Source organism: Rhizobium leguminosarum bv. trifolii WSM2297, from assembly GCF_000271845.1.
On record NZ_JH719395.1, the window covers coordinates 2,659,043 to 2,683,804 of the forward strand.

The window sequence follows — 24,762 nt, forward strand, 5'->3', positions numbered from 1 at the left end:
CCTTCGTTCAAAGCAAAGACCTGAATGGCATCACCTTATCTTGGGTTCGGCAGCGGCCGATCGGCCGTCGAGATTGGAGGGACCGGTATGACTTACGTGCTTCGACAGATGTTGGTGCTTGGCTCTATCGCCACGTTCATGCCTCTGGCCGCAATGGCGCAAGGTGCACCGGCTGCCCCTCCTCCGGTCACCGTCGCCAAACCTGTGGTGCGCGATGTCGTCGACAATGACGAGTTCATCGGCCGTTTCGAGCCGGTCGACGAAGTCTCCGTCCGCTCGCGCGTCGGCGGCTACCTGCAGGAAATCCATTTCGAAGACGGCGCCCTGGTGAAGCAGGGCGACCTGCTCTTCGTCATCGACCAGCGGCCGTTCATAACCGCGCTCAATCAGGCAAAGGCGACGCTCGAAGCCTCGCAATCCGCCCTGGTTTTTGCCGATGCGCAGTATAAGCGCGCCCAGTCGCTCGCATCGAGCGGCAGCCAGTCGGCGCAGACTCTGGACGATCGCCGCCGCGAATTCGAGTCGGCCGAGGCCAATGTCCGCGGCGCCCAGGCTGCCGCCGATCGTGCTTCCCTCGACATGGAATATACCGAGATCACGGCCCCACTCAGCGGCCGCATCGACCGCCGGCTGATCTCGGCCGGCAACCTCGTGCAAACCGATCAGACGGTGCTCACCACCATCGTTTCGCTCGATCCGATCGATTTCTATTTTGACGTCGATGAACGCCGCCTGCTGAATTTCGCCGATACGGCGCGCAAGCAGGGCCAGGTTCTGCAGCAGGGCGGCGGCGGCGTCGATGTGTCCGTCACGATCTCGGACTCCACCGCCAAGCCCTTCAAGGGAAAACTCGATTTCGCCGAGAACCGGATCGACAATGAGAGCGGCACCATCCGCATCCGTGCCCGCTTTCCCAATCCTGATTTCGTCCTTCAACCCGGCCTCTTCGGCCGGATACAGGTTGCAGCCTCCAACACATATAAGGCCATTCTCGTGCCCGACGAGGCGATCGGCTCGGACCAGAACGAACGCGTCGTTTATGTCGTCGACGCCGATGGCAAGGTTTCGACCAAGCCCGTGAGGCCCGGACCGCGGCTCTACGGCTATCGTGTGATACGCGAGGGCCTTGACGGTACCGAGACGATCATTGTCAACGGCGTGATACGCGCACGGCCCGGCTCGAAGATCACGCCGCAGATGAGCGAACTGCCGCAGGAGCGGCAGGACACCCCGCCTGAGACCGCAGGCGCGGAGAGCGGACAATGAGATTTGCTCATTTCTTCGTGGATAGGCCGATCTTTGCGGCCGTCATCTCGATCCTCTTTCTCGTCGTCGGCAGTATCGCCTATACGCAATTGCCGGTCTCGCAGTATCCGGAGATCGCGCCGCCGACCATTGTCGTGCGCACCTCTTATCCCGGTGCCGATCCGCAAACGATCGCGGATACCGTATCGACCCCGCTCGAACAGCAGATCAACGGCGTCGAAGACATGCTTTACATGTCGTCCTATTCCAGCGCTGACGGCGCCATGTCGCTGACGATCACCTTCAAACTCGGCACCGATCTCGACAAGGTCCAGGTGCTTGTCCAAAACCGCGTTTCGATCGCCCTGCCCCGCCTTCCCGAGGAGGTCCAGCGGCTCGGCGTGACCACCGACAAGAGTTCGCCTGATCTGATGATGGTGGTGCATCTGCTGTCGCCATCGCACCGTTATGACCAGCTTTACGTCTCAAACTACGCGCGCAACCGCATCCGCGATGTTCTGGTTCGCCTCGACGGCGTCGGCGACGTGCAGATCTTTGGCGAACGCCAGTATTCGATGCGAATCTGGCTGGATCCGGAAAAGCTCTCCGCCTACGGCATGACCTCCGATGACGTCGTCTCCGCCTTGAGAGACCAAAACGTCCAAGTATCAGGCGGCAAGATCGGCGCGCCGCCGGTGACCGGCAAGAACGCGTTCGAATATACGGTGCGAACGGACGGACGCTTCTCTGATGCACGCGAGTTCCGATATGTCATCGTAAAATCGACGACATCGGGTCGGCTTGTGCAATTGCAGGACGTCGCCCGCATCGAACTCGGCGCACAGGACTACGTCACCAACAGTTATCTGAATAACGACCCCGCAGTGGCTCTCGGCATTTTCGCCCGGCCGGGAAGCAATGCTCTTGACACGGCGCATCAGGTCCAGACGCTGATGAAGGACATTTCCCAGAATTTCCCGGAGGGACTGGAATATCGCATCGTCTACGACACCACCGAATTCATCTCGGATTCGATCTCGGAGGTCTATAGAACCATCGCCGAGGCGGCCATCCTGGTGGCGATCGTCGTTCTCGTCTTCCTGCAATCCTGGCGAACTGCGATCATCCCGATCGTTGCCATACCGGTATCGCTGATCGGCACCTTCGCCGTGCTCTTGGCATTCGGCTTCTCGCTCAACATGCTCACCCTGTTCGGCCTGGTGCTGGCGATCGGTATCGTCGTCGACGATGCGATCGTGGTGGTGGAAAACGTCGAGCGCAATCTGGCGCGCGGCATGACGCCGAAGCAAGCTTCCCACGTCACGATGGACGAAGTCGGAACCGCCGTCGTCGCCATCTCGCTGGTGCTGATCGCCGTGTTCGTGCCGACGGCCTTCATCCCCGGCATATCGGGCCAGTTCTACAGGCAGTTCGCGGTGACGATCTCCGTCACCACAGCGATTTCAGCATTGAATTCCCTGACGCTGTCACCCGCCCTTGCAGGCATATTGCTGAAAACCCATGACCACGAAACCAGGCGCAAGAATATCGCCTCACGCCTGGGAAGCGGTCTTGCAAACGGCTTCAATCGCGGGTTCGATCGCCTAAGCTCCGGCTATTCATGGATCGTCCGGCATCTCGTCAGCAGTTGGGTCGGGCTGACCTGCTCGATGGTTGCCTTCGCCTGCCTGCTCGGAGCAACCTGGTTCGTGAGCACCAGGGTTCCCGCGGGTTTCATCCCGACCATGGACCAAGGTTACGCGATCATTGTCATCCAGCTTCCGGACGGCGCCTCGCTTGCCCGTACCGATGCCGTCGTCAAGCAGGTGGGTGATATCGCCCGCACCGTGCCGGGTGTCGGCAATGCCGTGCAATTCGCCGGCTTCAGCGGGGCGACATTCACCAATGCCTCGAATTCCGGCGTCGTTTTCGTGCCGTTCAAATCTTTTGCCGAACGTGAAGAAGGTGGCGAGAATGCCAACAAGATCATCGGCGAGCTTTACGGCAAGCTGCAAAGCATCCAGGAAGCCTTCATCATTGCCATCCCGCCGCCCTCCGTGCGTGGCGTCGGCAATTCCGGCGGCTTCAAGATGCAGATTTCCGATCTTGAAAACGCCGACATGACGCGGGTGCTCGGCCTTGCCCGCCAGATGATGGGTGCGGCAGCCACGACCGAAGGGCTGACCGGCGTCTTTACGACGTTCTCGGATGCAAGCCCGCAATACTTCCTAGAGATCGACCGTGACAAGGCACGCTTCCTGAATGTGCCGATCCCCAATATCTTCAACGCGCTTTCGATCAATCTCGGTGTCGCCTATGTGAACGATTTCAATGCGTTCGGCCGCGTCTACCAGGTTCGGGCCCAGGCCGACCGGCAATACCGCATGGACCGGGACGACATCCTCGCCCTGAAGGTTCGGTCGGCGACGGGCGCACTGGTGCCGCTTGGAACCCTGATGGACATCCAGGATTCCAGCGGGCCGGCGCTTGTCCAACGCTACAACATGTATGTCTCGGTACCGCTCCAGGGCAATCCGACGCCGGGCACATCGACGGGTGACGCCATCAAGAAGATGGAAGCGCTGGCGGCGAAGATCCTGCCGCAAGGGACAACCTTCGAATGGACGGAACTCGCCTATCAGGAGACCCACACCGGCAACACCGCCGTCTACATCTTCGCCCTGTCCGTCATCTTCGTCTTCCTGGCACTGGCGGCACAATATGAAAGCTGGGTTTTGCCCTTGGCGATCATTCTCATCGTGCCGCTCGCTGTGCTCGCGGCGCTGATCGGGGTTTCGTTGAGAGGAATGGACAACAACGTCCTGACGCAGATCGGCCTGATCGTCCTGATCGGCCTTGCGGCCAAGAACGCCATTCTAATCGTCGAGTTCGCCAGGCAGGCCGAAGACGAGGGCAAGTCGGCGGTGGACGCGGCGATCGAGGCCAGCCACCTTCGGCTGCGCCCGATCCTGATGACGGCATTCGCCTTCATCTTCGGTGTTCTGCCGCTCGCCATCGCCACCGGCCCCGGCGCCGAAATGCGCCAGTCGCTCGGCACCGCCGTCTTTTCGGGCATGCTGGGCGTGACGATCTTCGGCCTGTTCCTGACGCCGGTCTTCTACGTCGTGCTGCGCGGCTGGCGCCGCAGCCGACCGGCGGAGAAACCGGTGGAGGCCGTCCCGGTTGAGAGCGAGACGGTCTGATGCGCTTCGACAGTCGGCCAAGGAGGCGGGACGTCAGGTGGAAAACAGATGCACCTCACCCTGCCACAGGCGGGCGACGGTCAGCTTGCCGCTGCGATAGGCGCGCGTATCGAGATTGAGCCGTCTCGACCGTATGTCGGGCGCGTCGTTCGGCGTATGACCGTGAACGACGAGTTTCGGCAACGGCACCCGGCTTTCGAGGAACCGCTGGCGGATCATGACGAGATCCTCGTCCGTCTGCTCGCCGAGCGGCAGTTTCGGATTGATGCCGGCATGCACGAAAATCACGCTTTGAGTCTCCAGCATGACAGGCATCGCCCGCATGAAATCGATATGCGTGTGCGGCAGCGACTGGCGGATGAAGGCATCGAGCTTTGCGCCGGAGGGAAAGACCAGCGGCAGATGCTCCGGATCGAGCCCATAGGATTTAAGCGATTCTGCCGAACCCATCCGCATCCACTCGTCATAGGATATCCAGCCATCGATATAGTCGAGCATGGCGATTTCATGATTGCCGGCAAGGCAGATGCGGTCGAAATCCTCAGGCGGCGGCGCCATGAGATGAGCGATGACCTGGGCCGATGCCGGTCCACGGTCGATATAGTCGCCAAGCGTCACGATCAGCTTACGCCCCGGCAGCCGCGCGGCATCGCGCAGGATCGCCTCCTCGGCTTTCGCAAGCAGATCGTACCGCCCGTGAATGTCGCCGATCGCATAGGTCGGGATCGCGGCAATATCCAGCGTCAGACGTGGTCTCGACTGGCGTGCCATTTTCGAAGCCTCGCCGTTGCGAGCAAGAGTATCGCCCATCATGTTTCTCGATCAAGGAAGCCCCACTTGCCGGTAAGTAGAGTGGAGCACAAGGCAATCAAGCAGGTAGGAAAATTCAAAGCCTTGGCGTTTTGTAGAAAAACCGGCCTTATCATTTTAGGGCCGATCCATCACTCCTGTGTCCCTGGCGTCGGCCCGACAATTGGAGCGATTTTGGGAAAGTACGACGCGCCGAGTCAACATGTTGCAGCATTCTTTGCGCCCCTCAAGAGACGCAGAGCGCTGTAGGAAAGAGTGACCGATGGGAACGGTATCGCAGTTTCAGGAGAGAAAGAGGCCTCCCGCGCATCGCATCGAAAGTGAAGAGGAGGCGATATCCACGGCCCGCGGCCTTGCCGCCGCATTCCGGCATCAGGCGAGCGAACGCGACATCAACCGCGTGCTGCCCTTTGCCGAACTCGACGCGCTGTCGGTATCGGGACTGACGGCAATCACTGTCCCGCCCGACCATGAAGGGCTCGACGTGTCGAACGCCCCGCTCGCCGAAATCGTCGCAATCATTGCCGAGGGCGATGCCTCGATCGGCCAAGCGCTGGAAACCCATTTTTGCGTGCTGGAAACGCTGCGCACCCAGGCGGCTGAGGATGTGCAGGCATCGCTGTTTGCCCGCGTGTTGCTCGGTGACCGCTTTGCAGGCGCCGCCTTGATGGAAGGAGCCGAGCTTACGGCCGAAGGCCCGGGTTATCGCCTGAGCGGGCGCACTGGGCAGGCGTCCGGTATTTTGTTCGCCGACTGGATCGCCGCTGTCGCCACCGCTCCACCCAGCCGTCCAGTGACCCTCTACCTTGCAGGAGACGACGACGGCCTACAGGTGGTCGACGATTGGGACGGCTTCGGCCAGCGCACCAATGGATCGGCGACGGCAATCGTCGGCACGCTTCACGTCAATGCCGATGCGATTGCGCCTGCTCCCTTTTCCGACGTTTCCACCGGCATCTCGCTCGGCCTATTGCTGAAGGCAAGCGTCAGCCTGGGTATCGCTCGGGCCGCATGGAGCGACCTGATGGCGGCAATTGGCGATCGCCGCACAACCGTTCTTCCCCGCATCGGCGAGCGCGCCATCCGCATCGAAGCGACCGCGGCAGCTCTGGAAAGGGCTGGCCGTAAACTCGACATTGCCCAGGTCAATCCCGTAGAGGCCGCGATGGCGGACGCGCATTTTTCCGCCTCGGCGGCCGCGATCCTTGCGGGGGAAACGGCACTCGACACCGCAAACGCGCTGTTCGAACTGGCAGGGGAAATATCGGCCGGCATCGGACTCAATCTCGACCGGCATTGGCGCAATGCCCGCATCCACGCTTTATCGCTCCCACGGGATAGGCTGATGCGTGCGGCAGGCGAATATAGGTCGAAGCCCGGCGACGCCTGATTCAGCTGGCAGCTGAGATCGGCAATTCTTCCTTAGGGCCGTCGATGCGGCCGCTGGCGGCAACGAATTGCTCGAGGCTCATATTGTCGAGGATGTCGGCGATCGCGTCACGAACATCGGTCATCGAGCGCCGCACCTGACAGGTTTCCGGATCGGCGCAGTCGTCGCAGGCCTCGTAGGCCGTGCGGCTGGCACAGCGGATCGGCGCCAGCGGCCCATCGAGCGTGCGGATGACATGGCCGATGCGGATTTCGGAGGCCGGCCGCGACAGGGAATAGCCGCCGCCCGGCCCCTTCTTCGAGCGAAGGATGCCGACATTGCGCAGTTCGAGCAGGATCGTATCGAGAAACTTCTTCGGGATATTGTTGCGGGCCGCGATGTCATTGATGAAAGCGGTCTCGCCCGGCGCCAGCCGCGCCAGATCCACCAGCGCCTTCAGCCCATATTTTCCCTTTTTCGTCAGCATTGTCGTTGCCCTGTAGAAAACGCAGTATTTATCCTGCCAATAGCAGGCAAATAGCGTCAAAAGCGTGAACATACAACAAAATAGCTATTATTTATAGCTTATATCGGTAACGTCCACGGGCCGCGCTCAGTCTCGCTCAGATCGTCTTCAGCATACCGCCATCGACAAAATAGGTCGAGCCGATGCAATAGCTCGCCCGCTCCGAACTCAGGAAGACGAAGACGTTTGCCAGCTCCTCCGGCGTGCCGAAGCGTTTGGAGGCTGCGTGCTCATTGGCGACGCTCTGCAGGTAGCCCTCCCAGTTGCCACCGGTTTCGGCCGTCAACTGCTTGGCGGTCTTGATCCAGTCGGGGGTGAGGATCAGGCCGGCATTGACGCAGTTGACGCGGATATTGTCCTTGATGAGTTCGGTCGAGAGCGTCTTCGAAAACATCATCAGCGCCGACTTGCTGACATTGTAGATCGGCTCGTACCAGAGCGGCTGCACGGCGCAGATCGAGGCGTTGTGCAGGATCACGCCGCCGCCGCGTTCCTTCATCTGCGGCGCGATGCCGCGCGCCAGCCGAACGGCGGCCATCACATGCAGGTCCCAATAGCTCTGCCACTTCTCGTCGGGCGCCTCCATCACCGTCTCATTCGAGCCGGTGCCGGCATTGTTGATGAGGATATCGGCACCGCCTTTTTCGGCCGCAGCCGCGATGATCGCCTCGGTTCCGGGAACCGTCGCCACATCGGCGACAATAGCGGCGGCGCTGACGCCGTATTTCTCGGCGATGCGGGCGGCTTCCGCCTCGAGCCGTTCGCCGCCGCGGGCCGCCAGCACGAGATTGGAGCCCTCAGCCGCCAGCCCCTCGGCGATCGCCAATCCAATGCCGACAGACGCGCCTGTTATGACCGCGGTCTTCCCCTTCAGTCCCAGATCCATATTTTCCTCCGCACCAGCGGCCGGCGATTCCGGCCTGATGTGGCGAGTGTTCCGCCAATGAAACCGAGCGTCAAGCACCCCGACGCCTCTTGCGGCGGGCGCCGATCTGTCGCAGCCTGCATCCAAAGATGCGAGGAGTTTTCATGCGACGTTATTCAGCCTGCATCGAGTGGCTGTTTGCCGAAAAAGGCGACAGTTTTCCCGATCGCATCCGCCGCGCCCATGCCGGCGGCCTGACCGCGATCGAATTCTGGCGCTGGACCGATAAGGATCTCGACGCGATCGAGGCGGCGCTGAAGGAAACCGGCCTTGCCGTCACCAGCCTCGTCGCCGAACCGATGATCGCGCTGACGGACGCCGGCAACCGGCAGGCATGGCTGAAAGGCCTTGCCGAATCCGTCGCAGCCGCCAAGCGTCTCGGCGCGCCGGTGCTGATTGCCCAGGCCGGCGACGATCTTCCGGGCGTACCCCGCCAAGAGCAGCGCCGGGCGCTCACCGAAACGCTGAAATCAGGCGCCGATATCCTTGCAGGCAGCGGTGTGCGCCTCGGCGTCGAACCGCTCAACATCCGTATCGACCATGTCGGCTATTTCCTCGACTCGACCCGCGAAGGCCTCGACATCGTCGACGACGTCGCCCGCCCCGAGATCGGCATCGTCTACGACATCTACCATTCCGCCGTGATGGACGAGCGCACCGAAGAGGTGCTGGACGGCCGCCTCGACCGTGTTTTCCATGTCCACGTCGCCGATCATCCCGGCCGCAACGAACCGGGCTCCCGCGGCATCGACCTTGCCCACCGACTCGGCTGGATCTTCGCCAATGGTTATGACGGCGCCGTCGGCCTGGAATACCGGCCGATCCGAGCCGGTGCCGACGCCGTCAGGGCCGCGATCGCCTCGCTGGACGGTTAGGTCGGGTTTGCGCCTTCCGCAAAGGCTTCAAGCTCGGGGTCGAAATCAACCTCGACGACATTGTTGAAGACGGCGGTAGCCAGCATGATACCGGCAAAGGCGACGAGATCGACCAGCACCTTGGTTTCGTAGCGCTCTTTCAGCTTCACCCAGAGTTCGGTGGGAACGGCATTGGAATCGACGACGATCGCCTTGCCGAAGGCGGCAAGCAGCGCTTCCGCTCGGGAAAGCTCCAGCGCATCGGGATTGAAACCCTTGCTGATCAGCGCCCGGCGAAAGAAGGTGATGGCGATCTTCGATTTCGCCGCCTTCGAAATCGCATGCGAGAAGATCCAGATCTCCCGGTCGTTGAGGACAGGATCGAGTTCGGCCCGCAGCGTGAACCATTCGGCATAGATGCGATGGGCGGCCGGCGAATGCAGCAGCGTCCGCTTCATGTTGGTCATCCGTCCACGCAGCCTGACTTCCTCGTCATGCGCCGCCCGAACCTCTTGCGAAGCCGTGTCGTAGTCGATCTGCGGGAGGTGGCTCATCGTGTGCAATCCAACTTCGTCCAGTTTTCCGGCTTGCGCCTCGCGTGACCGGCAAATCCGCTTGGCGGTCTCGCTGCCTCCGCCTAGATTGACCTTATCGAAGGTGGAGGCAAGGCATGAGCGACGATCACGAGCATCACCACATCGACTGGCGGGAACATGGCGTCAAGGTCATTCCCGGCAATTCGCTTGACCCGAACACCGCGCAGACGCCGGGCATGAACCGCGCGACCGCGATCAACAATGCCCGCGCCGGCGCCGAAAAGATCTGGGCCGGCACCGTGACGATCCATGCCAACGCCAAGACCGGCGCTCATCACCACGGCGATCTCGAAAGCATCATCTATGTGGTCAAGGGCAAGGCCCGCATGCGCTGGGGCGAGCACCTGGAATATACCGCCGAAGCCGGCCCCGGCGACTTCATCTACGTCCCGCCCTATGTGCCGCATCAGGAGATCAATGCCAGCCGCGACGAGACGCTGGAATGCGTGCTCGTCCGCTCAGGCCAGGAACCTGTTGTCGTCAATCTCGATATCGAGCCGGTCGAAAAGCCGGAAGACGTGCCTTGGATCGATCCGATCCATCGCTGACCGGTATCGCACGCCCGTCAGGCGTGGACCGCATCCGCACCGCTCATGGCCGGGTTTTCGATGATCCGGCCGGTATCGGCGGCATAAAGATGGATCGCATTGTGATCGATCGCGATACCGATCGGATCGCCCGACTTGACGGTCACGGCCTCGGTCAGCGCCACGGCAAAGGGCAGCCCGTCGAAATCGGCGTGAACGACGCGGCTCGCACCGAGTTCCTCGATAAAGTCGGCCGTCGCCACCAGAGCGCCGGGCGCATCCGGCGCCACCAGCCGAGCCGCCTCGGCGCGCATGCCGAGCACGACACGTTTGCCTTTCAGCGGCGCGGCGCGCTCGCGCGGCAGTGCGATCTTGCGGCTCTGATCGTAGACGAAGACGCCCTCGTCGTTGATCGTGCCTTCGAGCAGGTTCATCGCCGGCGTGCCGACGAAGCCGGCGACGAAACGCGAGACCGGATGATGATAGACCTCTTCCGGGGTGCCGACCTGCTCCACCCTGCCACCGTTCATCACCACCAGCCGGTCGGCCAGTGTCATCGCCTCGGTCTGGTCATGCGTGACGAAGATCGAGGTGGCGCCCAGGCGGCGGTGCAGACGGCGGATTTCGGCGCGCATGGCGATGCGCAGCTTGGCATCGAGGTTGGACAGCGGCTCATCGAAGAGGAACACTTTCGGTTCGCGGATCATTGCACGCCCCATGGCGACGCGTTGGCGCTGGCCGCCGGAAAGCGCGGCCGGCCGGCGGTCCAGGAAGGGTTCGAGGCTGAGTGCCTTGGCAACCTCGGCAACGCGCCGGCTACGCTCGGCCTTCGAGACGCCGGCCACCTTCAGGGCATAACCGATATTCTCGGCGACGCTCATATGCGGATAGAGCGCATAGTTTTGAAACACCATGGCGCAGCCGCGTTCGCGCGGCTCCAGCTGGTTGACGGCGCGCCCGTCAATGGCGATTTCGCCGCCGCTGATTTCCTCAAGCCCCGCGATCATCCGCAGCAGCGTGGACTTGCCGCAGCCGGATGGACCGAGGATGACGATGAATTCGCCGGACTGAATCTCCAGGTCGACGCCGTGAACGACGGGATTCTTGCCGTAGCTCTTCTTCACATCACGGATTGAGATCGGTGCCACAGGACTATTCCTTCACTTCTCGGTGGAGATAAGGCCGCGCACGAACCAGCGCTGCATCAGAATGACGAGCACCAGCGGCGGCGACATGATGATAAGTGTGCCGGCCATGGCGACGTTCCAGTCGGGCAGGCCGAATTCGGACGGGATCAAGGTCTTGAGCTGCGTCACCGCAATGCCGAAATTCGGATCGGTGGTGATCAGCAGCGGCCAGAGATACTGGTTCCAGGCCCAGACGAACATGATGGTGAACAATGCGATCATGTTTGGCCGCGACAGCGGCAGCAGGATGTCCCAGAAAAACCGGACCGGACCCGATCCGTCCATTTTCGAGGCCTCGGCAAGCTCGTCCGGAACGGTCAGATAGAACTGACGGTAAAGGAAGGTGCCGGTCGCGGTCGCGACGAGCGGCGCCACGAGGCCGGTATAGGAATTCAACAGACCCCATTCGAGCTTGATCTGGATACCGGACACCCAGGCAACCAGCGCGGTAATTCCGGTGATATCGAGGATCGTTTGGAACGGCTGCAGCGCATTGGCCGCAATCGAATAGGTCGGCACGATGCGGACTTCCAGCGGCAGCATCAGCGTGATGAAGATGATCCAGAAGATCAGATGCCGGCCGCGGAAGCGGAAGTAGACGATCGAGAAGGCCGCCATGGCGGAAAGGATGACCTTGCCGGCGCCGACCGCAGTGGCGAAGATGATGCTATGGATCAGCTTGTTGCCGAGATCGGCGCGGACCCAAGCGGTCTGCGCATTTTCCCAGAAGTGCGAACTCGGGGTCAGCGGCAGGGGCACGCGATTGACCGTCTCCAGATCGAGCGTCGATGCGATGATGACGATAGCGAAAGGCAAAAGCGCGATCACCATGCCGAGCGCCAGAAGCGTATAGCAGATGAAATTGAATATCGGCGTGCGTTCGATCATATCTGCGACCTCACTTGTAATGCACGCGCCGCTCGATGAAGCGGAACTGGAAGATGGTGAGCAGGACGACGAGCGCCATGAGAATGATCGACTGGGCGGCGGCGCCGGAATAATCGAGCCCCCTGAAGCCATCGAAATAGATCTTGTAGACCATGAGTTCCGTCGCCCGTGCCGGCCCGCCCTGGGTCATGACGTCGACGATGCCGAAAGAATCCTGGAAGCTTTCGGTGATGTTGATGACGAGCAGGAAAAACAATGTCGGCGTCAGCAGCGGCAGCTGGAGATCCCACATGCGCCGCAGCGGCCCTGAGCCGTCCATGGCCGCGGCCTCGATCAGCGAACGCGGAATGCCTTGCAGCGCCGAAAGGAAGAAAATGAAATTATAGCCGATATATTTCCAGGAAAAGGCAATGATGACGGCAATCATCGCGTCCTTGCCGTCGAGCGCCGGGTTCCACAGGCCGGGCCAGACGTGGTTGATGACCGAGAGAAGGCCGGCCTCCGGCGCCAGGATGAAGCGGAAGGCGAGACCGAGAGCGGGAGCGGCGATCGCGTAGGGCCAGATGAAGACCGACCGGTAGATTTTGTGACCGTGCAGTTCACGATCCGTCAAAAGCGCCAGGATGAGCGCCATCCCCATGGCAATGGCGGTCGAGCTGAAGCCGAAGATCATGCTGCGGGTGATCGACTCCCAATAGATCGGATCGCTGAGCAGCTGCTTGAAATTGTCGAAACCGACCCAGGCGTTGCCGCCGCCCCATGGCTGCTCGAGCGTGAACGCCCAATAAAGCGCCTGCGCGCTCGGCCAATAGAAGAAGACGAAGATCAGCAGCAGCATCGGAAATGCGAAGAGCAGTCCGATCGTCGTCGAGGAGAAAGTGACGCGCTTTTCCATGAGTGGTCGTTTTCGCCATGCTTTGTTGTAGGCGCGGGCGACAGTTCGCATCCGCGACTGATTGAGAGAGCTTACAAAGACACACCCGGCGCGCGCAAGGCGGCCGGGTGCGGCTCATATCAGCCGATCAGGGGAGCTGAACGTTCTTGTAGGTCTGCTGGAAGCGACGCAGCAGCTGGTTGCCGCGTTCGGCAGCGCCGTCGAGCGAAGCCTGGACGTCGGCATTGTTGACGAAGATTGCCTGCAGGCCGTTGGCGATTTCGGTGCGGACCTGCAGCAGGCCGCCGAGGCGGATGCCGTGCGGAGCCGTGTCGTCGGCAGGCGATGCGGTCAGGCTCTGAATGGCGAGCTCACGGCCGGCGTAAGGAGCCTTGTCGTAGAAGCCCTGCTTCTTCAGATATTCGAAGCCGGAGTTACGAACCGGGATATAGCCGGTCACGGTCGACCACGTGAGAGCTTCTTCCGGCTTGGCAATGAAGTTGAAGAAGGCAGCGGCAGCCTTGTATTCGGCGTCGGAGTGACCCTTCAGAACCCAGAGCGAAGCGCCGCCGACATAAGAGCTGTGGCGGGTTGCATTGCCATAGGTCGGGAGCATGGCAACGGCCCAGTTCATGCCCTGCTTGGCGGTGCGGCCGATATTGCCGTGGTCGCCGACCGAGGTCAGGATGACCTGGCAATCGCCGGCGGCGAAGGCTTCGACGAAGGTCTGGCCGACGGCCTTGTTCTTGATGAAGGCAAGCTTGTTGTCGTACCAGGACTTGAGGTCCTTGATGTAGCTGACGAGCAGCGGGTTCTTGTTGTAGGTCAGCTCGGCGTCGAGGCCTTCAAAACCGTTCTTCTTGGTCGCAATCGCTTCGCCGTTAACGGCTTCGAACTGCTCGACGTACTGCCAGACTTCGTTGTTGGAGATGTCGAAGGCGAGCGGGCAAGCATAACCTGCATCCTTCAGCGCCTTGAAATCTTCGCCGGCTTCCTGCCAGGTGGCCGGAGCATGGTCCTTGCCGATCTTGGCGAAGGCGTCCTTGTTCCAGTAGAGCAGAGCGGTCGAGGAGTTGAAGGGGAAGGAATACATCTCGCCCTTCGACGTCGCATAATAGTTTGCGATGCCGGAGAAGTAATCTTTCCAGTCGACGGTATAGCCCATGTCGGTCATCAGCTGGTTGGCCGGGTAGTAGGCGCCGGAAAGCATGATGTCGAGCGTGCCGGCGTCGGAGACCTGAGCGATGGTCGGCTGCTTGCCGGCGCGGAAGGCTGCAATAGTGTTCTGCAGGGAAGCGTCGTAGCTGCCCTGGCTGGTGCAGACGACTTCATAATCGGCCTGCGACTGGTTGAAGCGATCGCACTGTTCCTGGACACGCTTTGCAATGTCACCGGAATTGCCAAACCAGAAGTCAATCTTGGTCTTATCGGCGGCGGCAGCGGGACCGGCAAGAAACGCTGTAGCGAGAAGGGCGCCAACGGCGCCGAGAAGCTTGGCTTGCATGAGAACCTCGAACATAAAAGGGACGCGCACTTTCAGCGCACGCCCTATTAGCTGGTTCAAATTGCCGCGGCCAATGAATATTACATGACATGAAACGATCGAAACCGTGCCGTCACAAAACCTTCATTCGGATGTTATTTGCCACAGCCGAGGCTATATTTAGAGAAGCCTCGCCAGCCTCCCCAGCGCACTGCCGAACATTTATATTTATATTCGAATATTTATAAATTTCAAGGGTTTTCAATATTTGCCTATATTGCGGGACGGCATCCTTATTCGGAGATACCGCCGCATGAAAACTTGCAAAACCGGCTCCCTCTACGCCGTTGCACTGCTGTGCAACGCCCGGTTTTAGCCCCTGAATCAGAGGGAATCCTTCAAAATTGCAGCGAAATGTGGATCGAATGCACGGCTGATCGGCCCGGCGGCAGCCCCGAGCGCCACCGACCAGGGATCGGCCATGCCGGGCTGCAGGCGCGGCAGCATGCGGCCAGGTCGTTCGGCGATCGAGGGCAGCAGCGGACCGATGGCCGCAATCAACCTTTCCACTAGCGCTTCCGGGGCACTGCCGCACAGGATCACCGTCTGCGGATCGAAGACGGTTTCGATCAGATGGATGCTCCAGCGCAGGTCGACTGCTGCCGCTTCGATCCAGGTCTCGATGCTTTGGTCGCCCTTGAAGACAAGATCGTTGATGCGTGCATGCAGGTCGGGATCGGCAGGATCGGCCGAGAGATGCTGATAGAGTGAGGCGAGTGAAGCGCGATGTTCGAGCGGCGTCGTTTTGCCGTCGGCAAACAGCAGTGCCATGCCGATCTCGCCGGCATTGCCGTTGGCGCCGCGGTAGAGTTCGCCATTCAGAATCAGGCCGGCGCCGATGCCGTAGCCGACGAAGAGGCAGACGGCATGGTCGAGGCCGTGGGCAGCCCCCACCATACGCTCGGCGGTCGCCGCTGCCGCCGCATCATTCTGCAGCCCGACATCGAGCCCGGTCCCGGTGGCCAGCGTTTCCAGCAGCGGAAACTTCTGCCAGGCCTCCATCATCCAGGGATCGTCGCCGCTGCCGTCCAGCCCAAAGGGACCTGGCATCGCGGCGCCGAGGCCGACCAGCCGTTTTTCCGACTGTTGCACCATCCCGGCAAGTTTTGACCGCACGCCGGCGACGAGATCGAGGATGACCTTCGCCCCTTCTGACGGCCCTCCGGGTGGCAGACCGGCCTCATCGCGCACGAGAACGCTGCCGATCAGATCGACCGCGACCGCCCGCGTCACATGCCGGTCGATCTGCAAGCCGATCGCGAAGGCGCCTTCGGGCACAAGCCGGTAGGGCGTCGAGGGCTGCCCCCTGCCCTTTCGCACCGGCTCCTGCGAACGGACGAGACCGTCGCGCTCGAGTTCCTCGATGATATTGGACACCGTCTGTTTGGTCAGCCATGTCGCCCGCGCCAGATCGGCGCGTGAAAGCTCACCGTTGATCCTCAAGGCATCGATCATCACGCGCCGGTTATGGGCGCTGGTGCCTTCGTGGTTGGTACCGCTCTTGGCCCGGATTGGCCTGACGTCATTCATGTGCAATTGCCTCTTGACTCCAATAGACTGTTGAAGAAGTATTAAGTCAAGACAATTGACTTAATAGGGGACCGAAGAGTTCCAGGGAACGCAGGAGCCCAGACAAGGGCTCCGACGACGCTCCGAGACGACAACCGGCACCTTCCCATGCGTGCCGTCTCGAACACCGATGGCGGGAGGCCCGCCATCGGCAATGCGTAAATGTCAAAAACTGGAGGCTGCAATGCTGAAATCCTTTACCAAGACGCTTCTGGGTGCGGCCTTGATCGGCGCATCCCTTGCGCCGCACGCTTTCGCCGAAACGACGCTGAACGCGCTTTTCATGGCGCAGGCCGCCTATAGCGAGGCCGATGTGCGCGCCATGACCGATGCCTTCGCCAAAGCGAACCCCGACATCAAGGTCAATCTCGAATTCGTTCCCTATGAAGGCCTGCACGACAAGACTGTGCTGGCGCAGGGTTCCGGCGGCGGTTACGACGTCGTGCTCTTCGACGTCATCTGGCCGGCCGAATACGCCACCAACAAGGTGCTGGTCGACGTCTCCTCGCGCGTTACCGACGAGATGAAGAAAGGCGTGCTGCCGGGCGCCTGGACCACCGTGCAGTATGACGGCAAATATTACGGCATGCCGTGGATCCTCGACACCAAATACCTGTTCTACAACAAGGAAATCCTCGAAAAGGCCGGCATCAAGACGCCGCCGAAAACCTGGGACGAGCTGACCGAGCAGGCAAAGATGATCAAGGACAAGGGCCTGCTCGCCACGCCGATCGCCTGGAGCTGGTCGCAGGCGGAAGCCGCGATCTGCGATTACACCACGCTGGTCAGCGCCTATGGCGGCGACTTCCTGAAGGACGGCAAGCCGGCCTTCCAGACCGGCGGCGGCCTCGATGCGCTGAAATACATGGTTTCCAGCTATTCGTCCGGCCTGACCAATCCGAACTCCAAGGAATTCCTGGAAGAGGATGTCCGCAAGGTCTTCGAAAACGGCGACGCCGCCTTCGCGCTGAACTGGACCTATATGTACAACATGGCCAACGACGCGAAGGACAGCAAGGTGGCAGGCAAGGTCGGCGTCGTTCCGGCGCCGGGCATTGCCGGCAAGAGCCAGGCGTCCGCCGTCAACGGTTCGATGGGCCTCGGCATCACCTCGGCCAGCCAGCATCCCGACGAGGCCTGGAAATACATCACCTTCATGACCTCTCAGGCGACACAGAATGCCTATGCCAAGCTCAGCCTGCCGATCTGGGCCTCATCCTACGAGGATCCCGCCGTTACCAAGGGCCAGGAAGAGCTGATCTCCGCCGCCAAGGTCGGCCTTGCAGCCATGTATCCGCGCCCGACGACACCGAAATATCAGGAGCTTTCGACCGCCCTGCAGCAGGCGATCCAGGAATCGCTGCTCGGCCAGTCCTCTCCCGAGGACGCGCTGAAGTCGGCAGCCGACAATAGCGGCCTCTGATCGACCCCAGAAACCCGGGCGGCGCCCGCCGTCGCCCGGCCTCCAGAATCTATGAATGAAAGGTCGCCTTGATGTCGGGCACTTGGCTGACAACCCGCGCGTGGCTTTTGATGCTGCCGCTTCTCGTGGTCATGATCTCGGTGATCGGCTGGCCTCTGATCGATACCGTCGGCCTTTCCTTCACCGATGCCAAGCTCGTCGGCACGGAAGGCAGCTTCGTCGGCATCGACAATTACGCCAAGATGCTCTCCGGCTCGAATTTCCAACGCACGCTGATCACCACCGCGTGGTTCGCGATCGTCTCGGTTGCCGCCGAAATGGTGATCGGCGTGCTTGCCGCCCTGCTGCTGAACCAGCAATTCCGTGGCCGCACCACACTTCGCGCCCTGATGATCCTGCCCTGGGCACTGCCGACGGTCGTCAACGCCACGCTCTGGCGGCTGATCTACAATCCGGAATACGGCGCGCTGAACGCCGCGCTGACGCAGCTCGGTCTGCTCGATGCCTACCGCTCCTGGCTCGGCGAACCGGGCACGGCGCTGGCAGCCCTCATCGTCGCCGACTGCTGGAAGAATTTTCCCTTGGTGGCGCTGATTGCGCTCGCCGCCCTCCAGGCCGTGCCGCGCGACATCACCGCCGCCTCGCTCGTCGACGGCGCCGGCGCTTTCGCCCGCTTCCGCTTCGTCATCCTGCCCTATCTCGCCGGCCCGCTGATGGTGGCGCTGGTGCTGCGCACGATAGAAGCCTTCAAGGTGTTCGATATCATCTGGGTGATGACCCGCGGCGGCCCGGCCAACAGCACACGCACGCTGTCGATCCTCGTCTATCAGGAAGCCTTCTCCTTCCAGCGGGCGGGCTCGGGCGCGTCACTGGCCTTGATCGTTACGCTGCTGGTGACGCTGCTTGCCGCCGGCTACGCCGCGCTGGTGCGCAAGACCGCGGGGAGTGCGGCCTGATGGAACGCCAGAGCCGGCTCTTTTCCGTTTTCATCCATCTTTGCGCGCTGCTGCTTGCCGCCATCATCCTGGCGCCGATCGTCTGGCTGTTCATCATGAGCATCTCACCGGCCGCCGACCTTGCGGCAAAGCCGTTGCGCTGGTGGCCGCAGACGGCGGATTTCTCGCGATACCAGATCCTGCTGTCGACGCTCGAAAACAGCGCCGGCGCCGCCTTTACTTCGTCGCTGCGCAACAGCATCGAGGTGGCGGGCATGGCGACGATCGCCGCCATCGCGCTTGCCATTCCGGCCGGCTGGGCGGTGTCGCGCACGCCCTCGGTGGGCTGGTCACTGTCGATGGTGATCGCCACATACATGCTGCCGCCGGTGGCGCTGGCCGTGCCGCTCTATATGGGCCTCTCCCATCTCGGCATGCTGAACAACGTCTTCGGCCTTGCCCTGGTCTATTTGACGATCCTAGCCCCCTTCACCACCTGGCTGATGAAGTCGGGCTTCGATTCCATCCCGCGCGAGATCGAATCCGCCGCGATGATCGACGGCGCCGGCCTGTTCCAGACGCTGAGGATCATCACATTGCCGCTCGCAGCTCCCGTGGTCGCAACGTCGAGCCTGTTTGCCTTCCTGCTTGCCTGGGATGAATTCTTCTATGCGCTGCTCTTCACCTCGGACCAGCGCGCCAAGACGTTGACCGTCGCCATTGCCGATCTCGCCGGCGGCCGCGTTTCCGATTACGGACTGATCGCCACGGCAGGCGTGCTCGCCGCCCTGCCCCCGGTGCTGATCGGTCTCGTCATGCAACGCGCCCTGATCTCGGGGCTGACCAGCGGCGGCGTCAAGGGATGAACATGACAGAAGAAAAAAGCCGGCCGGCCGGAATTGCCGCGATCGATCGCGAAATGGCGCGCCAGCATGCCGATTCGCTCACCTCCTATGAAGCTGCCCAGCCCATGGCGGCCAAGGCCGCCTCCTCGCTTGAGAAAACCGGCCGGCTGCTCTTGCTCGGCATGGGCGGCTCGCATGCCGTCAACCGCGCTGTCGAGCCGCTCTACCGAACCCTCGGCATCGATGCGGTCGCCCTGCCGCTGTCCGAGCAGCTCGGTCAGCCACTGCCGACCGCCGACCGGACGATCTTCGTCACCTCGCAATCCGGCGAAAGCGCTGAAGTCCTGCGCTGGTTCGAAGAGACCGGCGGCACCGAGGAGACCTTCGGCCTGACCCTCGAAGCCAGCTCTTTCCTGGCAAGAACCGCCCCGTCGCTGGTCGGCAGCGGCGGCACCGAGCTTGCCTTCGCCGCCACCCGCAGCCTGACGGTTACCTTTGCCCTGCATCTGGCAATCCTCGCCGCACTCGGCGAAAATCCCGATGCAGCCCTTGCCGTGCTCAAGGCGCCCGAAGACCATGACATCACCGCCGCCCTCGCAGCACTCGAAAACGTCGCGACCATTGTCACCTCGGGACGCCGGCTGCAGGGCGTTGCCGAGGCGCTTGCGCTCGGATTGACCGAACTCTCGCGTCGCCCCTGCTTTTCGCTGGAAGGCGGCCAGCTGCGTCATGGGCCGATGGAGATGCTGGGGCCGGATATCGGCGTCGTGCTATTCCGCGGGCTCGACGAGACCGCCGGCCTGGTGACGGCGATGGCAGTTTCCGCCATCGAGACCGGCGCCCGCGTCATCCTGTTCGACGCATCCGGGCAAGCGCCGGTCGCCGGCGCGGTGACGATCGGCTTTGCCCCTGCAACGGGCCTTGCCGCGATCTTCGCCATGCTGCCGGTCGCTCAGCGGCTGATGATCGCCTTTGCCGAGACCCGCGTGGAAAACGCCGGAACGCCGGTCCGATCCACCAAGATTACCCGGAGTGAATGAATGCGGCCGCTTGCAGTCATCGGCAACGTCAATGTCGACCTCATCCTTGGACCGGCCGCCCCCTGGCCTAAGGCTGGCACGGAAATCATCGTCGATCATGACGAGCTCAGGGTCGGCGGCTCCGCCGGCAACAGCGCGCTCACCTGGCAGGCGCTCGGCATCGAATTCGAGATCGCCGCTAATATCGGTAGCGATCAGTTCGGCCGCTGGCTCGCCGAAGCCTTCGGCCACCGTTCACAGAAATGGCCGGTCCGTCCCGAGAAAACGACACTCTCCGTCGGCATTACCCATCCGGACGGCGAACGCACCTTCTTCACGACGACGGGCCACCTCCCGCGCTTCGGTTTGAAGGACGTCTTCGCCGTCATCGACGGCGAAAGGCTGCGCGGCGGTTGCGCCTTGCTCTGCGGCGCCTTCCTCACCGACGATCTCACAAGCGAATATAGCGCCTTCTTCGATTGGGCCGGCAGCCACGATATCACCGTCGCGCTCGACACCGGCTGGCCGCTCAACGGCTGGACGGAAGAGAATTGTGCGAAGACGCGCGCCTGGCTGTCCCGCAGCGGCATCGCGCTGCTGAACGAGGTCGAGACGACGACGCTTGCCGGCCTTGCCGATCCGATCGAGGCTGCTCGCGAGATCAGGTCGCACATGCCGGAGGGCGCGATCGTCGTCGTCAAACGCGGCCCGGACGGCGCCATCGCGATCGGTCCGGACGGCCTGTTGGTTTCGGTGGAGGCACCGCTCGTCGAGGTCGTCGATACGATCGGGGCCGGCGACGTCTTCAACGCCGCTTTCCTCGCCGCGCTCGCAAAGGATGAACCGCTGGTTTCCTGCCTGAAGGCGGGAACCGAGGTCGCCTCGCGCGCCATCTCCACCCTGCCCCGCAACTATGGTGATCCGTCATCTTTTGAGGAGCCCCTGTCATGAGCGCGCTCGACATCCAGAACATCCGCAAGACCTATGGCGACGTCGAGACGCTGAAAGGTATCGACATATCGCTGGAAAGCGGCGAATTCCTCGTGCTGCTCGGCTCGTCGGGCTGTGGCAAGTCCACGCTCTTGAACATCATCGCCGGCCTTGCCGAGGCAACGAGCGGCGATGTCAGGATCGGCAGGCGCTCGGTACTCGGCGTGCATCCGAAAGACCGTGACATCGCCATGGTCTTTCAATCCTATGCGCTCTACCCCAATCTGACGGTGCACCGGAACATTGGTTTCGGCCTGGAAATGCGTAAAGTTCCGGCGGCCGAGCGTGACAAGGCTGTGCGCGACGCCGCGAAACTGCTGCAGATCGAAAGCCTGCTCGACCGCAAGCCGAGCCAGCTTTCCGGCGGCCAGCGCCAGCGTGTAGCGATCGGCCGTGCGCTGGTGCGCAAGCCAGAGGTCTTCCTCTTCGACGAGCCGCTCTCCAATCTCGACGCCAAGCTGCGCATGGAGATGCGCACCGAGATCAAGCGGCTGCATCAGATGCTGAAGACCACGGTTGTCTATGTCACCCATGATCAGATCGAGGCGATGACCCTGGCAAGCCGTATCGCCGTCATGTGCGACGGCCGCATCGAGCAGCTGGGCACGCCGGAGGAGATCTACAATCATCCGGCAACGCTCTATGTCGCCACCTTCGTCGGCGCGCCGCCGATGAACCTGTTGCAGGCAACGGTACGTGACGGCCGCCTGGCGCTTTCAGGCTCCGAAACCAGCCTGCCCCTGCCCGCCCGTTTCCACGACGCCGCCGGCAATGGCCGTGACCTTGTCCTCGGCATCCGTCCCGAGGCGCTTCGCTCCGACGGCCCCGGCCCGTCGATCGAAGCAACCGCGGAGGTCGCCGAACTGACCGGCCCGGAACTCGTCGTCACCGCTCTTGCCGGAGACCAGCGGCTAATGGCCTGCCTGCCGCCGCGCACGCCGATCCGCGACAATGAAAAACTGACCCTCTTCTTCGACGAGGAAGCAATGCATCTCTTCGACCCGAAGACAGGCCTCAGCTGCCTGCGCTAGAGATAACAGCAATCTGGTCGATCGCACTGATCGTTCAATTCGCGGCGTCGACGGGTTTCCGCTTGTAAACGTGAATGTAGTCGACGAGCAAAATGGAAGGGTTCGGCGTTTCATCGATCGGCCAACCCGAGCCGAGCGCCAGATTCACGAGCGGATAAAATGGCATGTGAAACTCCTTCGGCGTGTCGAAGCTCCAGAGGTACTGACGGTCGAAGTAGAAGCTCGTCTTGTCAGCTTGGATATCGACGCCGTAGGTATGATAGTCGCTGTTCAAAATTCCGTCCTGGACCTTATTCCAATAGCCGCCGGTAGTATTCTGGCCGCCTTGGCTCTGGCGCCAGATATGAAAACCCATGCTGAATTCGTATGGCGCGCGTCCATAATATTCCAACACATCGATTTCGGCAGTGTACTTCGACCGGTCGAGCCCGATGAGCCAGAAGGCCGGCCAGACCCCCTTGCCGGGCGGCAGCTTCATCCTTGCTTCGAAATAGCCGAACTGCTGCGAGAAACCTTCACCCTTAGGGTTCACCGACGACAGCAGGCCCGAGCGCCATGTGCCATCGGCCCCCTTGCGCGCTTCGATCTTCAAAATACCCTGATCGGTGGTAAACGGAAAGCCGGGGGCCGGATCGGTGAAACGGGCATCACCGAAATCGCCGTTCCACGGCGTATGGGCGATCCAGCGGGAGCTTTTCTCTCCCCAGGCCGAAACGTCGAGACTGTCGAAACTCTCCTCGAACGTCAGCTGGTATGCATTGATATTCAGCGGTTCCTGGGCGACACTGGGCCGGCCGGGCAGCGCCCCCAGACCGAGAACGACGAGCAAACCCAAAGCCTTAGAAGATATCCCGTAACGCATTCCGCTTCTCCAAAAACGCCAGACCAAGTCGTTGGACTCACTTGTCTCAATCATGAGGTGAGAACCCTGTTTCGTCGCGGCATGAGCCGTTGAACAACGATAGTCTCGATGCCATCGGGCCTTCCCAGAATCTGCCACAGCAGCAGCGCGAAGGCCCAGAAGATACCTGCTGCCGTCCCACCGCAAATCGCCAGCCGGACGATCAGATCGAGACCGGCAGGCATGGCAACGAGCATCGGCTGCACCCAGAGCAGGAAAGCAATCATCGGCAAGCTCGCGACCAGCGACCGGCAAAAGGAATTCAATTGCGCTGCAAAGGTCGCGCCGATCAGCCGCCGCGTGATGACGAGCGATGCGGCATAGGCGACAAGCACCGCCACAATACGCGCGCCCAATGCGCCCGCCACCTGAAAATAGGCAATGCCCAGAATGGTGACCGGGGCCCTGACGGCGAACTCGACGAACATCCGGAGAGCGACATAACGGGTATTGTTCATGACCATGGCCAATGGCGGCATCATGTTCGTCGGAAGACCGAGCAGGCTGACAAGGCACAGCCATTGCAGGATCGGCGCGGACGATGCCCATTTCTCACCGACGAGGATGCGCACGGTCGGCTCGGCGAGAAAGGCAAGCGCGATGAGCACGGGTGCCGCGACGAAGGTGATCGCATTCGTCGCTTTGAGATAGGCGGCGACCAGCTTGCCGCGGTCTTCGACAGTGGAGAATGCCGCCATCAGCGGACGCAGCAACGGTCCGACGAAGGTTTGGTACGGAATAGCGGCGATATTGTCTGCAACGCTGAAGGCACCGAACGTCGACAAGCCGGTAAAACGCGGCAGCAGCAGCCGGTCCAGCTGCCAATTGATCGAATTCAGCACCTGCGACACGGTATTCCAGCTGATCATATCCTGAAAATGCTTCCATTCGGACAGGCTGAACGTCGGTCGCATCGGCGCAAAGACATAGGAGGTGATCATCGCCGCAGTCGGGCCGGCGATCGCTCCGATCGCCAGCCCCCAATAGCTGCCTGTTGCCACAGCTACACCCACCCCGAACAGTAATGTCGATCCCTTGGTGATGAGATCGAGCACGAACTCGCGTTTGAAATCGAACCGCTGCATGAAAAGAACCATGCGCGGACTGATCATGCTGCGCATGGCAGGCGCGATCGAGAGAACGGCGACGAGGGCGAAAAGCCGGGAATCGTCGTAAATCAGCGCCATTGGCCAGGAGATGATCATCATCAGCAGGCTGATGGCCAGGCCTCTCAGCAGGCTGAGGGTGAAAGCCGTAGCGAACATCTCGTCCGAAGGCGACGATTGACGCATCAGCGCCTGCGTCAACGGCAGGTCCAGGATCGCCTCGACGATAACAAGGACCGACGTGGCGATGGCGACCAGGCCGAAATCCGCAGGGCTCAAAAGCCTTGCCAGAACAAGCAGGCTGACGAAATCGAGCATCCGCGCCAGGAATTTTCCACTGATGGTCCAGATGCTCGCCGTCGCCGTCCTCTCAGATATGCTTGACATGATCTATTT

General features: G+C 61.6%; 22 protein-coding genes. 11 read left to right on the forward strand and 11 right to left on the reverse strand.

Translation table 11 applies throughout. The annotated features are described in order from the left end of the window. Positions 1 to 87 precede the first annotated feature (87 nt). A complete protein-coding gene (locus RLEG4DRAFT_RS28220) occupies positions 88 to 1,266 on the forward strand; it encodes an efflux RND transporter periplasmic adaptor subunit (RefSeq protein ID WP_003581902.1) in 1,179 nt (392 codons plus the stop codon). Beyond that, entirely contained in the window at positions 1,263 to 4,448 is a 3,186-nt protein-coding gene (locus tag RLEG4DRAFT_RS28225) for an efflux RND transporter permease subunit (protein WP_003581903.1), read from the forward strand. The genes RLEG4DRAFT_RS28220 and RLEG4DRAFT_RS28225 overlap by 4 nt, the downstream gene beginning before the upstream one ends. A 33-nt stretch (positions 4,449 to 4,481) precedes the next feature. Here the strand turns inward: RLEG4DRAFT_RS28225 and RLEG4DRAFT_RS28230 are convergent, their stop codons facing one another. After that, positions 4,482 to 5,258, reverse strand: a complete 777-nt coding sequence (locus tag RLEG4DRAFT_RS28230) for a metallophosphoesterase (RefSeq protein WP_171898243.1) — start codon at positions 5,256 to 5,258, stop codon at positions 4,482 to 4,484. 262 nt (positions 5,259 to 5,520) lie between these two features. Between RLEG4DRAFT_RS28230 and RLEG4DRAFT_RS28235 the strand changes: the two genes are divergently transcribed. Further along, complete coding sequence (locus RLEG4DRAFT_RS28235) at positions 5,521 to 6,648, forward strand: monooxygenase (protein WP_003581906.1); 1,128 nt, start codon at positions 5,521 to 5,523, stop codon at positions 6,646 to 6,648. Between the two features lies 1 nt (position 6,649). Here RLEG4DRAFT_RS28235 and RLEG4DRAFT_RS28240 read toward each other — a convergent pair whose 3' ends face one another. Next, on the reverse strand, positions 6,650 to 7,114 hold the full coding sequence (locus tag RLEG4DRAFT_RS28240) for an RrF2 family transcriptional regulator (RefSeq protein WP_037094884.1): 465 nt from the start codon (positions 7,112 to 7,114) through the stop codon (positions 6,650 to 6,652). Between the two features lie 136 nt (positions 7,115 to 7,250). Then, a complete protein-coding gene (locus RLEG4DRAFT_RS28245) occupies positions 7,251 to 8,039 on the reverse strand; it encodes an SDR family NAD(P)-dependent oxidoreductase (RefSeq protein ID WP_003581909.1) in 789 nt (262 codons plus the stop codon). Positions 8,040 to 8,182: 143 nt separating this feature from the next. Between RLEG4DRAFT_RS28245 and RLEG4DRAFT_RS28250 the strand changes: the two genes are divergently transcribed. Further along, complete coding sequence (locus RLEG4DRAFT_RS28250) at positions 8,183 to 8,953, forward strand: TIM barrel protein (protein ID WP_003581910.1); 771 nt, start codon at positions 8,183 to 8,185, stop codon at positions 8,951 to 8,953. On the opposite strand, the gene RLEG4DRAFT_RS28255 is transcribed toward RLEG4DRAFT_RS28250, so the two are convergent. Further along, positions 8,950 to 9,486, reverse strand: coding sequence for a hypothetical protein (locus RLEG4DRAFT_RS28255; protein ID WP_003581911.1), 537 nt, complete (start codon positions 9,484 to 9,486; stop codon positions 8,950 to 8,952). The two genes, RLEG4DRAFT_RS28250 and RLEG4DRAFT_RS28255, sit on opposite strands and share 4 nt — an antisense overlap. Positions 9,487 to 9,602: 116 nt before the next feature. Here RLEG4DRAFT_RS28255 and RLEG4DRAFT_RS28260 point away from each other — a divergent pair, with 116 nt between their 5' ends. Next, positions 9,603 to 10,076, forward strand: coding sequence for a cupin domain-containing protein (locus tag RLEG4DRAFT_RS28260; RefSeq protein ID WP_003581913.1), 474 nt, complete (start codon positions 9,603 to 9,605; stop codon positions 10,074 to 10,076). Positions 10,077 to 10,093: 17 nt separating this feature from the next. Here RLEG4DRAFT_RS28260 and RLEG4DRAFT_RS28265 read toward each other — a convergent pair whose 3' ends face one another. From RLEG4DRAFT_RS28265 to RLEG4DRAFT_RS28285, 5 genes are all read right to left on the reverse strand, one after another. Further along, complete coding sequence (locus RLEG4DRAFT_RS28265; RefSeq protein ID WP_003581914.1) at positions 10,094 to 11,203, reverse strand: sn-glycerol-3-phosphate import ATP-binding protein UgpC; 1,110 nt, start codon at positions 11,201 to 11,203, stop codon at positions 10,094 to 10,096. A 12-nt stretch (positions 11,204 to 11,215) separates the two neighbouring features. Further along, positions 11,216 to 12,130, reverse strand: coding sequence for an ABC transporter permease subunit (locus tag RLEG4DRAFT_RS28270; RefSeq protein ID WP_003581915.1), 915 nt, complete (start codon positions 12,128 to 12,130; stop codon positions 11,216 to 11,218). Between the two features lie 10 nt (positions 12,131 to 12,140). After that, a complete protein-coding gene (locus RLEG4DRAFT_RS28275) occupies positions 12,141 to 13,025 on the reverse strand; it encodes a carbohydrate ABC transporter permease (protein WP_003581916.1) in 885 nt (294 codons plus the stop codon). A gap of 127 nt (positions 13,026 to 13,152) precedes the next feature. Next, on the reverse strand, positions 13,153 to 14,508 hold the full coding sequence (locus RLEG4DRAFT_RS28280) for an extracellular solute-binding protein (RefSeq protein WP_003581917.1): 1,356 nt from the start codon (positions 14,506 to 14,508) through the stop codon (positions 13,153 to 13,155). A gap of 363 nt (positions 14,509 to 14,871) precedes the next feature. Further along, positions 14,872 to 16,077: an ROK family transcriptional regulator gene (locus RLEG4DRAFT_RS28285; RefSeq protein ID WP_003581918.1), complete on the reverse strand. Its 1,206-nt coding sequence runs from the start codon at positions 16,075 to 16,077 to the stop codon at positions 14,872 to 14,874. 223 nt (positions 16,078 to 16,300) lie between these two features. On the opposite strand from RLEG4DRAFT_RS28285, the gene RLEG4DRAFT_RS28290 reads away from it, so the two are divergent. The 6 genes from RLEG4DRAFT_RS28290 to RLEG4DRAFT_RS28315 all read left to right on the forward strand — a co-directional run bounded on the left by RLEG4DRAFT_RS28290 (position 16,301) and on the right by RLEG4DRAFT_RS28315 (position 22,359). Further along, on the forward strand, positions 16,301 to 17,539 hold the full coding sequence (locus RLEG4DRAFT_RS28290; protein WP_003581919.1) for an extracellular solute-binding protein: 1,239 nt from the start codon (positions 16,301 to 16,303) through the stop codon (positions 17,537 to 17,539). A gap of 71 nt (positions 17,540 to 17,610) precedes the next feature. Then, positions 17,611 to 18,495 carry a carbohydrate ABC transporter permease gene (locus RLEG4DRAFT_RS28295; protein ID WP_003581920.1) on the forward strand — a complete coding sequence of 295 codons (885 nt, stop codon included), beginning with the start codon at positions 17,611 to 17,613 and terminating at the stop codon, positions 18,493 to 18,495. Beyond that, positions 18,495 to 19,340: a carbohydrate ABC transporter permease gene (locus RLEG4DRAFT_RS28300; RefSeq protein WP_003581922.1), complete on the forward strand. Its 846-nt coding sequence runs from the start codon at positions 18,495 to 18,497 to the stop codon at positions 19,338 to 19,340. Before RLEG4DRAFT_RS28295 ends, RLEG4DRAFT_RS28300 begins: the two co-directional genes overlap by 1 nt. Further along, positions 19,337 to 20,359: an SIS domain-containing protein gene (locus RLEG4DRAFT_RS28305; protein WP_003581924.1), complete on the forward strand. Its 1,023-nt coding sequence runs from the start codon at positions 19,337 to 19,339 to the stop codon at positions 20,357 to 20,359. The genes RLEG4DRAFT_RS28300 and RLEG4DRAFT_RS28305 overlap by 4 nt, the downstream gene beginning before the upstream one ends. Next, a complete protein-coding gene (locus RLEG4DRAFT_RS28310) occupies positions 20,360 to 21,289 on the forward strand; it encodes a PfkB family carbohydrate kinase (RefSeq protein ID WP_003581925.1) in 930 nt (309 codons plus the stop codon). Then, a complete protein-coding gene (locus RLEG4DRAFT_RS28315; protein ID WP_003581926.1) occupies positions 21,286 to 22,359 on the forward strand; it encodes an ABC transporter ATP-binding protein in 1,074 nt (357 codons plus the stop codon). Before RLEG4DRAFT_RS28310 ends, RLEG4DRAFT_RS28315 begins: the two co-directional genes overlap by 4 nt. A gap of 34 nt (positions 22,360 to 22,393) precedes the next feature. On the opposite strand, the gene RLEG4DRAFT_RS28320 is transcribed toward RLEG4DRAFT_RS28315, so the two are convergent. Both RLEG4DRAFT_RS28320 and RLEG4DRAFT_RS28325 read right to left on the reverse strand, forming a co-directional pair. Beyond that, positions 22,394 to 23,221: a glycoside hydrolase family 16 protein gene (locus tag RLEG4DRAFT_RS28320; RefSeq protein WP_003581927.1), complete on the reverse strand. Its 828-nt coding sequence runs from the start codon at positions 23,219 to 23,221 to the stop codon at positions 22,394 to 22,396. Between the two features lie 50 nt (positions 23,222 to 23,271). Beyond that, positions 23,272 to 24,753: a lipopolysaccharide biosynthesis protein gene (locus tag RLEG4DRAFT_RS28325; RefSeq protein WP_003581928.1), complete on the reverse strand. Its 1,482-nt coding sequence runs from the start codon at positions 24,751 to 24,753 to the stop codon at positions 23,272 to 23,274. Positions 24,754 to 24,762 lie beyond the last annotated feature (9 nt).